The sequence below is a fragment of the Magnetovibrio sp. PR-2 genome, assembly GCF_036689815.1.
In the GTDB taxonomy this organism is placed as follows: domain Bacteria; phylum Pseudomonadota; class Alphaproteobacteria; order Rhodospirillales; family Magnetovibrionaceae; genus Magnetovibrio.
Genome location: NZ_JBAHUR010000007.1, coordinates 103,750 through 117,332, shown reverse-complemented (window position 1 = coordinate 117,332; position 13,583 = coordinate 103,750). Strand labels below are relative to the sequence as shown.

General features: G+C 56.6%; 11 protein-coding genes. 2 read left to right on the top strand and 9 right to left on the bottom strand.

Annotated features, from left to right (window positions below; translation table 11 throughout):
• Positions 1–15: 15 nt before the first annotated feature.
• The 5 genes from pyrC to V5T82_RS10400 are packed head-to-tail and all read right to left on the bottom strand — an operon-like array spanning position 16 to position 5,624.
• Entirely contained in the window at positions 16–1,053 is a 1,038-nt protein-coding gene (pyrC, locus tag V5T82_RS10420) for a dihydroorotase (protein ID WP_332895571.1), read from the bottom strand.
• A gap of 13 nt (positions 1,054–1,066) precedes the next feature.
• Positions 1,067–2,827: an asparagine synthase (glutamine-hydrolyzing) gene (gene asnB / locus V5T82_RS10415; RefSeq protein WP_332895570.1), complete on the bottom strand. Its 1,761-nt coding sequence runs from the start codon at positions 2,825–2,827 to the stop codon at positions 1,067–1,069.
• A complete protein-coding gene (locus V5T82_RS10410; protein ID WP_332895569.1) occupies positions 2,827–3,864 on the bottom strand; it encodes a glycosyltransferase in 1,038 nt (345 codons plus the stop codon). The genes asnB and V5T82_RS10410 overlap by 1 nt, the downstream gene beginning before the upstream one ends.
• Positions 3,865–4,659, bottom strand: a complete 795-nt coding sequence (locus V5T82_RS10405) for a glycosyltransferase family 2 protein (protein ID WP_332895568.1) — start codon at positions 4,657–4,659, stop codon at positions 3,865–3,867.
• Positions 4,656–5,624: a glycosyltransferase family 9 protein gene (locus tag V5T82_RS10400; RefSeq protein ID WP_332895567.1), complete on the bottom strand. Its 969-nt coding sequence runs from the start codon at positions 5,622–5,624 to the stop codon at positions 4,656–4,658. Before V5T82_RS10400 ends, V5T82_RS10405 begins: the two co-directional genes overlap by 4 nt.
• Positions 5,625–5,771: 147 nt before the next feature.
• Between V5T82_RS10400 and ygfZ the strand changes: the two genes are divergently transcribed.
• Together ygfZ and V5T82_RS10390 are read left to right on the top strand one after the other, a co-directional pair.
• Complete coding sequence (ygfZ, locus tag V5T82_RS10395; protein WP_332895566.1) at positions 5,772–6,656, top strand: CAF17-like 4Fe-4S cluster assembly/insertion protein YgfZ; 885 nt, start codon at positions 5,772–5,774, stop codon at positions 6,654–6,656.
• Positions 6,653–7,300 (top strand): methyltransferase domain-containing protein, encoded by a 648-nt coding sequence (locus V5T82_RS10390; RefSeq protein ID WP_332895565.1) that lies wholly within the window; start codon positions 6,653–6,655, stop codon positions 7,298–7,300. Before ygfZ ends, V5T82_RS10390 begins: the two co-directional genes overlap by 4 nt.
• A gap of 1 nt (position 7,301) precedes the next feature.
• Here V5T82_RS10390 and V5T82_RS10385 read toward each other — a convergent pair whose 3' ends face one another.
• The 4 genes from V5T82_RS10385 to V5T82_RS10370 are packed head-to-tail and all read right to left on the bottom strand — an operon-like array spanning position 7,302 to position 13,505.
• Positions 7,302–7,796, bottom strand: coding sequence for an arsenate reductase ArsC (locus tag V5T82_RS10385; protein WP_332895564.1), 495 nt, complete (start codon positions 7,794–7,796; stop codon positions 7,302–7,304).
• A 33-nt stretch (positions 7,797–7,829) separates the two neighbouring features.
• Complete coding sequence (gene ppdK, locus V5T82_RS10380; RefSeq protein ID WP_332895563.1) at positions 7,830–10,517, bottom strand: pyruvate, phosphate dikinase; 2,688 nt, start codon at positions 10,515–10,517, stop codon at positions 7,830–7,832.
• 13 nt (positions 10,518–10,530) lie between these two features.
• Entirely contained in the window at positions 10,531–12,615 is a 2,085-nt protein-coding gene (gene glyS, locus V5T82_RS10375; protein WP_332895562.1) for a glycine--tRNA ligase subunit beta, read from the bottom strand.
• The gene (locus V5T82_RS10370; RefSeq protein WP_332895561.1) at positions 12,615–13,505 is read right to left on the bottom strand and encodes a glycine--tRNA ligase subunit alpha; all 891 of its coding nucleotides are present in this window, start codon (positions 13,503–13,505) and stop codon (positions 12,615–12,617) included. The genes glyS and V5T82_RS10370 overlap by 1 nt, the downstream gene beginning before the upstream one ends.
• Between the last annotated feature and the right edge of the window lie 78 nt (positions 13,506–13,583).

The following is a 13,583-nucleotide window of genomic DNA, read 5'->3' as shown; positions in this document are numbered from 1 at the left end:
AGGTCTCCGCTTTGATTAGGCCATTTTCCAGTGCAGCGTTTCACCCGCCAAAAACGGCTGAACAGTTATGCCGCCTTCGACGGAAATGCTGTCGGGCACTTGCCAGTCTTCGCGTTTCAAGGTGATTTTTTCGGCGTTGGGCGTCATGCCATAAAAGGCTGGACCGTTGAGGCTCGCAAACGCTTCGAACTTGTCCAAGGCTTTTTCTTCGTCGAACACTTGGGCATACAATTCCACCGCAGACAACGCGCTGAAAATACCCGCACAGCCGCACGCGGCTTCTTTGGCAGAAATAGCATGGGGTGCCGTGTCGGTGCCGAGGAAGAACTGACTTTCCCCCGACGTTGCCGCTTCGCGCAAGGCCAAGCGGTGTTGTTCGCGCTTGGCAATGGGCAGGCAATACATGTGCGGACGAATGCCGCCTTTGAAGATGTCTGTGCGGTTGATCATCAAGTGATGGACGGTGATGGTCGCGCCGATACGCGGACCTTGGGACCGCACAAAGTCCACGGCCGCAGACGTGGTGATATGTTCAAACACGACCTTGAGCCCTTGGTGCTTCACCAAAGTGGGCTCCATAACGCGTTTGATGAAAACGTGTTCGCGATCAAAAATATCGATTTGCGGATCCGTCACTTCGCCGTGCACCAACAAAGGCATGGCGAGTTCTTCCATCTTGTCCAACACCGCGTCGATATTGGCCACATCGGTCACGCCGCTGTCGGAGTTGGTCGTCGCGCCTGCCGGGTATAATTTTGCCGCTGTAAAGATCCCGTCCTTAAACCCAGCCTCCAAATCAGCTGGGTCGGTTTTGTCGCTGAGATACGCCGTCATCAAGGGTTGGAAGTTCGAACCTTCCGGCATCGCAGCTAGAATACGGTCGCGATAGGCCGCACCGTCTTTCGCCGTCTGCACCGGCGGAACCAAGTTCGGCATGATGATCGCGCGGCCAAACTGGGCGGCGGTATACGGCAACACGGCCTTCATCATGTCGCCATCGCGCACATGCACGTGCCAATCATCGGGGCGGGTGATGGTGAGGGTATCGGTCATTCTCTAAACTCTCTCAACTCGACAATAGATCGAACACATGGCCTTCGGGCTTTGCGCCCTCCATATGAATTTTGTGCCAGACGGCGTAAAACAACAAGGTCCAAGCTGCTTTTCCGGCGCGCCCAGAGCCGTCTTTGAACAAAGCTTTCACAGCGTCGGGCTTGCACAGGGCTTGAATGCAGGCTTGTGCCGCCACCAGCTCACCAGCGCGTGCCCCTTGCTCTGCAATCCATTCACCCACGGGCACCGTGAAGCCACGCTTTTTCGAAAAGGGCTTGGCGGCGGGCATGGCTGTTTCCAACCAGTGTCGCACCAACAGTTTGCCCGTGTTGCCTTTGACTTTGTGTTTATCGGCCAACAGATAGGCAAACTCCGCCATCTTGGGGTCCAAAAACGGCACGCGCCCTTCGACCCCATGGGCCATGAGCATGCGGTCGGCTTTCAACAACAGATCATTGGGCAACCACGTGGCGATGTCTTGGGCCTGTGCGACTTGCAGCTTGGTGCGTCCGGGTTTGCGCGCTTCAATACCCGCCTGCGCCATACCTGCGCGCCAGGATTGGGCAAAGTCATCCGTCCTTAAAACGCCTGTGCCGTCCAAAATACCTTTGCGGTACATGTCTTTGGATAAGAACCAACGGCTGTATGTGCGATAGCGTCCATAGCCGCCAAACAGCTCATCCCCGCCCTCCCCCGTCAAGACGACTTTGATGCCTTCTTGGCGTGCCCGCTCAGCCAGCTTCCAGGTGGGCAAGATGGCATAGTCGGCAGCCGGGTCGTCCATGTGTAAAGCGATTTTGGGCAGCTCTGACCAAAAGTCCTCAGCGCCAAATTCCACTTCGATGTGGTTGGCGTTTTCTGCTTTCGCCAATTCACGCGCGTGTTCGCGTTCGTCGTGAACTTGGGCGCCGGAAAAACCTGCGGTAAACGCCGTGACGGGGTCAGCGTTGAGGCGGCTCATCATCGCCAGCAGGACGGACGAATCAATTCCACCGGACAAAAACATGCCGTACGGCACGTCAGAGCGCTGATGAACACCCACCGTGTCGTTGAGCACCGTATCCAGCTCAGACAGTGCCGCTTGGCGGGAACGTGGCTGAATACGGCCTTCGGGCAAAGCGGTGCGCACGCGGCGCTCAATCACTTTGCCATCTTTGACAACGATGGTTTCGCCTGGTGCCAAACGCTGGATGCCTAAAAACACCGTATTGTCACCCGTGGTGAATTGAAGCTGCAACACCTCATCGCGTTTCATGGGATTGAGGTTCGCGTCCATTAAGCCAGAACCGATCAACGCATGCGGTTCGGAGGCTAAAGCAAAACCGCTGGGGGTTTTGGCGTAATAAAGCTGCTTGATCCCAAACGGATCGCGGGCCAGCACCAAGCTTTCATCCCGGCTGTCCCAAATGGCGATGGCGTACATACCGCGCAGATGGTCGACAAAATCCAAACCGTGTTGAAGGTACAGGTGCAACGGCGGTTCGCAGTCCGACAACGAACGAAAGTCCGTACCGGACATGTGCGTGCGCAGTTCGGGATTGTTGTAAATTTCCCCATTGGCGATGAGCGCCACTTCGGCCCCATCGTCAAAGCGCTTCACAAAAGGCTGATCGCCCGTTTGCAAATCGATGATGGCCAAGCGGGTGTGCACTAAGGCACAGGGACCCTTGCTGTAGGCCCCTTGCCCATCCGGCCCTCGGTGCGCCAAAGATTCGGCGAAGTGTTCGATGATGCCCGCGTTCGGGCTGCCGACAATCCCCGCAATGCCGCACATCAGTTGGCAATCCTTTGGAAGAAGTCGAGGTACTGCTTGACCACTTGGGCTTCGGTGAATTCACGCTCATAGCGTCCGCGCCCGGCCTGGGCCAAATCGCCGGACAAGGTCTCGTTTTTCAAGACCCGGTTGATGGCTTGCGCCATGGCCTCAGCGTCGTCAACAGGGCACAACAGACCGTCCACGCCGTCTTGGATCAGTTGAGACGGCCCTTGGCTTGCCGCCGCCACCACCGGGCGGGTTTGCGCCCAGCCTTCAATGACAACGTTACCCAGCGGCTCATGGCGGGACGGACAAACGTAGAGGTTGCTTGCCGCCATCAATTCAGGCACGTCAGAACGCCACCCCACAAAGCGAATGCGCGGACGCACGCCCAACTCCGTCGCCAAGGTGATCAAGGCTTGTTCTTCCGGGCCGTCACCGGCAATGACCAAATAGGCTTCCGGCACGTGAACCATGGCGCGCAGCAATGTGTCGAAGGCTTTGTTGGTGTGTAAACGGCCCAGGGACAAAATCATCTGCGCGCGTTCGGGAATGTTCAATTCTGTGCGCGAAAGCGGCGGACGGAGGTCGGACGCCACAAAATTCGGCAGATAATGGGTTTTCTCTTCCGGCCAGTTTTGTTCTTTCAAGTACGTGCAGATGTCTTCGGTATTGCCCACCAAGTGATCGCATTTTTGGTAGTACTTGAGATTGTAATACCCACCCAAACGCGCCGCCAAAACATAGTCGAGATCGCTGGGTCGTTTGTTGGGCATCTTTTTTGTCGCGCGGTTCATCCAGCTCAGCACCACGTGCGGGTGGAAGGTGCGCATTTCGCGTTTAATGTGCAGGCCTGTTTTGAAGTCCAACGCCCCGCCAAAAGGCAGCTCAACCGGTTCGATGCCGGCTTGGCGCAAGACTTCGGCGCGGCGCGGATTTTCGCGGATCAAGACGCGCTGCTCCAGCCCTGCGTTATGCAGGGCAATGACCAAACGTTCGAAAAACGCTTCCGCGCCGCCGAATTCGGCCCCGGCCATGGCTTGTAAAACCCGCACTTAGTTGTTCTCCCCACCTGGATGTCCCGTTGGCGCATCTTCCAGCTTTGCTTTGATATAGGACAGCAACGGAAAAAGCCCAGCCATTAAAGCGATGAGAAAGCCATAAAGCCCTTCTTTGTAGCCCTTGCGACCAATATAGCATTTGAAAAAGCGCGAAAACAGGCGGCGAATGTTGTTGGCGAGGGACCCGACGTTGCCAGAAGCCCGCAGATCGTTACCGCGCGCCGTAGTGTAACGATCCAAACGCATAATCATGTCGGAAATGTTCTTGTCCACATAGTGGATCATGCGGTTTTCCAGCCACATGCGCTCGCCCTTAAGCTGCACGCCCGGGTGGATGCGTTGATCGCCCCAAAACTTAGCCCCCTTGGAAAACAGGCGCACGGTGGCGCTGACACCCCAGGACGCGCCCCAGCCATAGCGCACCAGGTGATCGCCGACGTAGTTGTCGTAGGGGATCAAAAAGTGGCCGAAGGGGGCGTCTTGAATCTTGGCTTTAATTTCCGCAGCCAATTCGGGCGATACACGTTCGTCCGCATCCACTTCCAAAATCCAGTCTGTGGTGCAAATGTCGATGCCCGCATGGCGGCGCGGGCCTTCGATGGGCCACACGCCTTCGACCAGTTTATCGGTAAAGCGCGCGGCGATCTCTTTGGACCCGTCGTTGCAATTGTCCAACACCACGACAAGTTCATCCGCAAAGCTCAACGTGGACAAGCAAGCGTCGAGATTGTCTTCTTCGTTGTGCGCCACCACCAGGGCGGTCACGGTTTTGGGGGCGGTATCGTTCACGTCACTTGGCTCCAGAGTTCACGGGCTGCCGCTTCGGCCTGATCCACGCTCAAATCCCCCATCAGGGATGGCGTGTTGCGGTAATCGTAATCCGGCGGGAACACATCTTCATAGGACTTTTCGCCGCGCACGGCCATGCCCAGCTTACCGTGTTCCCCCGCCCAAGGCGCGTAGTGTTCTTCGCGCGACGGGCCAAACACCCCCAGGGTGGGGATTCCCGCCGCTGCCGCCATGTGCATGAGGCCAGAATCGTTGCCCACATAAAAATCCGTTCGGCGCAAACATGCGCCCACCGTCGCCAAAGAGGTATTGCCCACCAAATTAAGCGTGCGCTCGGGCGGCAGCATGTCCAAAACGGGCCGTGCCATCTCCAATTCCGAGGTGTGCGCCATCACCGCTATTCGAGCCCCCGGCATTATGCCGTCGTCTGCCGTCAAGCGTTTTGCGAGCTCTGCAAAGCGTTCCGCAAACCATGTTTTACCAATCCAATTGGCCGTCGGCCCCAAAGCCAGAACAGGTCCGCTGTCGGGGATCAGTTTTGCCGCCGCAGCGTCGTGTTCGGCATTGCTCCACAACACCGGAACGGGCGGATTGTCCGCCTCGCCCAGGATAGAGCCCATGGCGACCACCCGGTGGCCGTACATCTTATTGGCTTTGCCCAGGTGGATTTGGCGCTTGGCGAACAAAGCATAGCTCAATGGTGCATTGCGCAAATCCACCACCACGTCCCAAAACGTCGGGATACAGGCCCGCCACATGTCCCACCAGTGCAGGCTGTGCTTGCGCTTGGGCAGCTCGATCACACGCTCCAGTCCCGGCAGGGCCGCAAACAGGCCCGCGGGCACAGGACCGCACACCACGGTCGTGCGGGCACCTGGGAAATGTTCCAGAAGGCGCGCCAAAACGCCCGTGGATAGCACCGCATCGCCAAGGCGATTGGACGTGATGAACAGAATTCGCTTCAAGTGTTTTCCCCAAGGACGCCAACAGCTTACTTCACTCGTCTTTATAGGAGCAACGACACAAAAAGCATAGGCCCCCCTTGCGTTTTTGCCCCCTTTGGACCACCTTGAAAGCACCCCGAAGATAAAAAACGAAGCGACAACCCAACCATGAGCGACAAAACCTATATTCACCTCCCTGCACGCGGCCTGATTAAGGTCTCTGGCCCAGACGCGCGCGACTTCCTTCAAGGCCTGGTTTCCCAGGATATGCAACGTGTTACAGGCGAACAGGCGGTCTATTCCGCATTCCTCAGCCCCCAGGGCAAGTTCCTGTTCGACTTCTTCGCGTTTGAGATGGACGGCGCGGTGTTCTTGGACGTGGAAGCCGAACGACGGTCTGACTTTTTTAAGCGGCTCAGCATGTACAAGCTGCGCTCCGACGTGGAACTGACGGACGAGACCGAGACGTTCGACGTTTACGGCGTGCTCGATTCTCAAGGATTTGCGGAACGCGGGCAAGCCAAGGGCCTTGACGGTGGCGTGATCTATGCCGACCCGCGCTTGCTCAACATGGGGTGTCGCGCCGTTCTGAGCAAAGGCGCCACAGCCGCATTGGAAGCCTTGGGGCTCAGTGCGGGCGACATGGACAGCTTCGAAGCGGTGCGCATCGGTCTCGGCCTTGCCGATGGATCGCGCGATATGACGGTCGACCGGGCCTTGTTGCTGGAAAACGGATTTGAAGAACTGGACGGTGTCGACTTTGGCAAGGGCTGCTTCATGGGCCAAGAGCTCACCGCACGCACGCGTTATCGCGGTCTTGTCAAAAAGCGTCTTCTGCCCGTCACCATTGACGGCCCCGTGCCCGAACCCGGCACTGCGTTTGAACTGGACGGCAAAGCCGCCGGAGAGATGAAAAGCACACTCGGCAACCAAGGCCTAGCTGTCGTGCGCCTCGATCAGTTGTCGGACGGTGTCAGCTTCACGACTGGGGATGCCACCATTACCCCTACCGTTCCCGACTGGGTTGTCTTTCAGGAAAAAGAAGAAGCATGAGCCTCAAACCGCCGGATGATATTGGGGGGCTGCTCAATCTGGTTTCCCGGGCTTACTCCCACCGCATAAAAGAGTGCGGCCCGGTGCCCAACGGCGTGTTTTGGAAAGACGTTGACGGTCAAGAGTTGCGCTTAGAGGTGCTGCTTCAAGCGGTCGAGGACGCAGACCTCAACGGTCCCGTCTCCGTCAACGATTTGGGCTGCGGCTACGGCACCCTGTTTGATTTGGTCAAAGATCAGTCGATGCTGAACGGCGGGCATTATTTCGGCTACGACATATCGCCGCATATGATCGAACAAGCCCAAAACCGTATTCAAGATCCCCGCGCCGATTTTATCACGTCCCCCATCGCGACAGAGGTTGCCGACTATTCATTTGTGTCCGGCACCTACAACATGTTCTTCGGAGCCGATCGGCGCATGTGGGAAGATTATGTCCAGACCAGCCTGAAACATTTGTGGGGACACACCCGCAAGACCTTGGCGTTTAACATGTTGGACAACGAAACACCCGAACGCTTGGGCGATCTCTATTACGCAAATCGCCGGATGATGGTGGAATTCGCGCTCACCCTGTCCCCAGAAGTCGAACTGATCAACGACTATCCGTTGTCTGAATTTACAATTTTCGTAAAACGCGTGTGAATTAAGGCGTTATGCTTTCCAGTATTTGGCTGAGCGCTTGACCGCGCACGCCGTCGGTCGCTTGCCCGGCGAGCTTCAGCATTTGCTGTTCCATATTGCCAAAACACCGCCGATAGGCACCAATGCGTTCCATTTCGTCGCCTTGCACCTGTTCGGGATCGGCAAAGCCCCAGTGCACGCGCACGGGATTGGAATACCAAATGGGCAATTCGATATCTTCCAGGCTGTCGTCCATGGTCACAACGGCATCAATACGCGGTGCGGTCGGGGTCACGAACACGCCCCAAGCCTTGGGATACTGTTCCGACGTGTCATAACCTACTTGTTTGAGCGTTTCAGCGGCAAAGGGGTGGATTTGGCTGGCCGCTTTTTTCCCTGCGCTCATGGCGCGAAAGCGCCCCTGGCCGACTTTGTTCAACAAAGCTTCGGCCATGATGGACCGACACGCATTGCGCGCCGATAAAAACAGAACGTGTAAAGGCAAGGCGTCGTTCAAGACAGTCCACTCTCAACCTGAAAGCCGAGGGCGTTACGCGTTATTTTCCGCATTTACACCCAAGGCAGCCTGCGCGGCAGCGAGGCGCGCAATGGGAACACGGTAGGGCGAACACGACACATAGTCCAGCCCCACGTCATGGCAGAAGTGAACCGACGCCGGATCGCCGCCATGCTCACCGCAAATCCCAACCTTCAAACCGTCCCGGGTTTCGCGACCACGCTCAGTCCCCAACTTCACCAATTCACCGACACCTTTAACGTCGATGGTGACAAACGGGTCGAAGTCCCAAACACCGCGTTCGCGATAAATCTGGATAAAACGGCCCGCATCGTCGCGCGACAGACCATAGGTCGTTTGGGTCAAGTCATTGGTGCCAAAGCTGAAGAATTCCGCGTCTTCGGCGATTTCACCCGCACGCAGGGCGGCGCGTGGCAACTCAATCATAGTGCCGATTTTGTACGCGATGGAAACGGACCGTTCTTCCAACACGCGCTCAGCAGTTTCTTTCACCAGTTTGTGCAGCGGTTTAAATTCAACCTGAGACGACACCAACGGGATCATCACTTCGGGCAGCACGGTTTTTCCTGCTGCGACCATATCAGCGGCGGCTTCAAAAATGGCGCGCACTTGCATTTCGTAGATTTCCGGGTACGTGATCGCCAAACGGCAACCGCGGTGACCCAGCATGGGGTTCACTTCTTCCAAATCTTCGGTGCGTTTTTTGATGTCTTCGACCGACACGCCCAGATCCTTGGCAATTTTTGCCATGTCTTTTTCGGACGTGGGCAAGAACTCGTGCAGCGGCGGGTCCAACAGACGGATGGTGACCGGCAAGCCGTCCATAATGTCGAATACGGCACCAAAATCGTCACGCTGGAACGGCAACAATTTGTCCAGCGCCGCTTTGCGGTCGTCAACATTTTGCGCCAAGATCATTTCGCGCACGTGGATGATGCGCTCGGGCTCAAAAAACATGTGTTCGGTGCGCGCCAAACCAATGCCTTCCGCACCGAAGCTGCGTGCGACCTTGGCATCCGTCGGTGTTTCCGCATTCGCCCGCACACGCAAGACACGGGTTTCATCAACCCAGTCCATGAGCATGGCAAAGTCACCGCTCAGTTCCGGCTCGACCGTGTCGACGCGGCCTTTGATCACTTCACCGCTGGAGCCGTCAATGGTCACCAAATCGCCTTCGTTCAGCGTTTCACCCAACGCGGACAAGGTCTTGGCGCCCACATCGACTTGGATGTCGCCTGCACCCGACACACATGGCGTGCCCATGCCGCGCGCCACAACGGCGGCGTGGGACGTCATGCCGCCGCGCGACGTCAAAATGCCTTTGGCCACATACATGCCACCGATGTCTTCGGGTGAGGTTTCCACCCGCGCCAAGATGACGTCTTCACCCCGGTCCGTCCAGTCTTCGGCATCTTTCGCGGAAAACACCAATTTGCCGCAAGCCGCCCCAGGCGATGCGGGCAAGCCTTTGCCCAAAATCTCACGCGGTGCGTTGGGGTCCAACGTCGGGTGCAGCAACTGATCCAGCTGTCCGGGGTCAATGCGGCGAATGGCTTCGGCTTTGTCGATCAAGCCTTCTTCGACCATCTGCACAGCGATTCTCATGGCCGCCTTGGTGGTGCGTTTACCGTTGCGGGTTTGCAAAATCCAAAGTTTGCCTTTCTGGATGGTGAATTCCAGGTCCTGCATGTCTTTGTAATGTTGTTCCAACATGTGACGCACATCGTCGAGCTCTTTGTAGAGCTTGGGCATCACCTCTTCCAAGCTCGCCATGCCCGCTTGACTGGCGTTCTTTTCGGCAATCGAGAGCGGTTGCGGTGTACGGATCCCGGCCACAACGTCTTCGCCTTGAGCGTTGATCAGGTACTCGCCATAAAACAAGTTCTCACCTGTGGAGGGGTTACGCGTAAAGCACACACCTGTCGCACTGTCGTCACCCATGTTACCAAACACCATGGCTTGCACGTTCACCGCCGTGCCCCACTCTTCAGGGATGTCGTGCAGCGCCCGATACGTTTTCGCACGGTTGTTGGTCCAGCTTTTGAACACAGCTCCGATGGCGGCCCACAGTTGTTGACGCGGCTCTTGAGGGAACGGCTCACCGGTGTGTTCTTCGATTTTTTCGATGTAATCGGGGATTAGCGCTTTCCAATCCTCAGCGCTCAAATCCGTGTCCAGCTTCAAAGCGTTGTCGATCTTGTAGTCTTCCAACAGGTCTTCGAAGACGAAGTGATCAACCCCCAACACCACGTCACCGAACATTTGGATAAAGCGGCGGTAGCTGTCATACGCAAAGCGCTCATCGCCCGTTTCCGTGGCCAAAATTTCGACCGCTTCGTCGTTAAGGCCCAAATTCAAGACCGTGTCCATCATGCCCGGCATGGAAGCCCGCGCACCGGAGCGAACAGACAAAAGCAACACTTTGCCTTCATCCTTACCGCCACCAAAGGGCGCGCCCATGTGCGTTTCCAGCTTGGCGATGGCCGCGTTGACCTGATCGTTCAGGCCGTCCGGATAGTCGCCTGTGTGTTCGATAAAGTGCGCACAAACGTCCGTGGTGATGGTGAAGCCCGGAGGGACTTGCAGGCCGATGGTGCTCATTTCATGCAGGTTGGCGCCTTTGCCACCCAAAAGGTTGCGCATATCGGCGCGACCTTCGGCGTTGCCGCCACCAAACGAGTACGTCCATTTCGTCGTCATAAATATAGCTCCGTCAGCCTTCGATCTTGGAGAAATCTGCGATTTCGCCCATCACGCTCTGTATCTGAGATAAGAGCTTCAGGCGGTTTTCGCGAACACTTTTGTCATCGTCATTGACCATGACACAGTCGAAGAACACATCCAGCGGCCCGCGCAGCTTTGCCAGCGCCGCCATAGCGTCTTCGAACTTCTCCTCCCCAGCCAACTTGGCTCCTTCACCACCTGCGTCTTTCAATGCGGCGAACAACGCGCGTTCGGCATCTTCGACAAAGGCGTCTTCTTGCGGCGTTCCGCCATAAGACTGGCCGTCTTTTTTCTCTTCAATGCGCAAAATGTTGGACGCACGTTTGTGCGCCGCCAACAGGTTTGCACCGTCGTCCGTAGAGACGAATGCAGACAAGGCATCCACCCGCGCCAACAAGCGCACCAGATCGTCTTCGCCACCGAGTGCAAATACAGCGTCAATCAAGTCGTGACGCACGCCCTCGCCCTTTAAATGGACTTTGAGGCGGTCGGCGAAGAACCCCAGCAAGTCTTCGCTGACGTCGTCGGCTTTGTATTGGGCCAACGCAAATGCAAACACATCCATCAGCCCCAAGCGCAGTTTATTTTCAATGATCAAGCGAATGACACCCAACCCCGCACGGCGCAGGGCAAATGGATCCTTCGAGCCCGTGGGCTTTTCATCAATGGACCAGAAACCTGCAAGCGCATCCAACTTGTCCGCCATGGCAAGCGCGATGGACACCGGTGCGTCCGGGCAATCGTCGCTGGGGCCTGCGGGCGAATAGTGATCCGCAATGGCATTGGCGACGGCCTCCGCCTCGCCATCGTGCAGCGCGTAGTAACGCCCCATGATGCCTTGCACTTCGGGAATTTCGAAGACCATGCCCGTGATCAGATCACATTTGCAAAGCTGTGCAGCGCGCTCAGCCTGGGCTTTGTCCGCACCGATTTTGTCTGCTAAGTCGCCTGCGATGGCTTTCATGCGCCCAACCTTGTCAGCAACACTGCCAAGCTTGGCGTGGAACACGATGTCTGCCAGTTTGTCCGAACGACTACCCAGGGTGACTTTGCGGTCTTGGTCCCAGAAGAACTTGGCGTCCGACAGACGTGCGCGCAGCACACGTTCGTTGCCGGCGATGATGGCGGCACCACCGTCTTCGGACACTTGGTTGGCAACCACGATGAACTTGGCCGCCATAGAACCGTCAGCGTTCAACACCGAGAAATATTTTTGGTGCGAGCGCATGGTGTCGGACAAAACTTCCGGCGGCAGCTCCATGAACTCATCTTCAATATCGCCCATCAACACCACCGGCCATTCGACCAAGCCGGTGACTTCGGTGAGCAGCCCTTGATCGTCTTTCAACCTCAGGCCAGCGTCTGCGCATATCTTTTCCGCTTGAGACGCGATTTCGGCACGGCGCTCCGACGGGCACAGCAGCACATGGGCTTCCGCCAGTTTGGCGCGGTAGTCCGCAAAGTCCGTAACGTCGATGGCTTCGGGGTTCAAAAAGCGATGGCCAAAGGTTTTATTATTCCACTTAAGGAACCTAGTTTTAGTTGGGTCACCTTTCCCGCCTAAGCCCCACTCAAACTGCAAAACCTTGCCATTAAACAAAGCAAGTATGTTGTGGAGTGGCCTTACCCAAGAAAAGACGGTATGTCCCCATCGCATAGATTTGGGCCAAGGGAATTTCAACAAAGCATCGTTGATGATTTCCTTGAGGATTTCTGATGTCGGCTCGCCTTTTTTCTCAATCACGGCGAAGTAGAAGGTCTTGCCTTTGACTTCACGCTGTTCGCAATCGTCGATGCTCATGCCGCCCAAGGAACCGAGGAAGCCTTTAAGGGCTTGTTCCGGTGCACCCACTTGCGGGCCTTTGCGTTCGTCATTCACGTCCGGCTGCTTTTCAGGCAGGCCGTCAACCACCAAGCACAAACGGCGCGGGGTCACCAAAGCTTCGGCTTTGTCGAAAGCCAAGCCAGCCTTTTGCAAGCCGTCGGTGACCAGACGTTTCAAATCATCGGCCGCACGCGCTTGCATGCGGGCGGGAATTTCTTCGGAGAAAAGCTCTAAGAGAAGTTCAGCCATCAGTCTTCTCCCTCTTCGCCCGCGATCCAGGCTTCACAGCAGCCCTTCGACAACGCCCGCACACGTCCGATATAAGCTTGGCGTTCAGTCACCGAAATCACGCCGCGTGCGTCCAACAGGTTGAACAGGTGCGAGGCCCGAATGCATTGTTCGTAAGCCGGAAGCGCCAAGGGTTTGTCAGCTTCCAACAGCGCTTTGCAATTGCCTTCGGCGTCTTCGAATTGACGGAACAGTTTATCGGTGTCGGCGTGTTCGAAGTTAAACGCGGACTGTTCTTGTTCGTTGCGCAAGAACACATCGCCATAACGCACACCCTCGCCGTTCCAATCCAGATCGTAAACGTTTTCGACGCCTTGGATGTACATGGCCAGACGCTCAAGCCCGTAGGTCAGCTCAACCGCCACCGGGTCACATTCAATGCCGCCCACTTGCTGGAAGTAGGTGAATTGTGAGACTTCCATGCCGTCACACCAAACTTCCCAGCCCAAGCCCCACGCGCCCAACGTCGGGCTTTCCCAGTCGTCTTCAACAAAACGAATGTCGTGCTTGGCGCTGTCGATGCCCAAAGCTTTCAGGCTGTCTAAATACAGCTCCTGAGAGTTGGGCGGCGACGGCTTGATGATGGTTTGGAACTGATAGTAGTGCTGCAAACGGTTCGGATTTTCGCCATAGCGCCCGTCGGTGGGACGGCGCGACGGCTGAACGTAAGCGGCTTTCCAGGGCTTTGGCCCCAGTGCGCGCAAGGTCGTTGCCGGATGGAACGTGCCTGCGCCGACTTCTTGGTCGTGGGGTTGCAGCAAGACACAACCGTGCGACGCCCAAAAGCTTTGCAGCTTGAGGATCAAGTTTTGAAAACACGTTTCGGGGTTGGGTGCAGGCACACCGGACATGGGCAAAAACCTTGAAAAATCAGGGGATCGGAAACACTAAATTTGTGCGATGCAAGATAGCCCCTAGCAGAGCGCCGG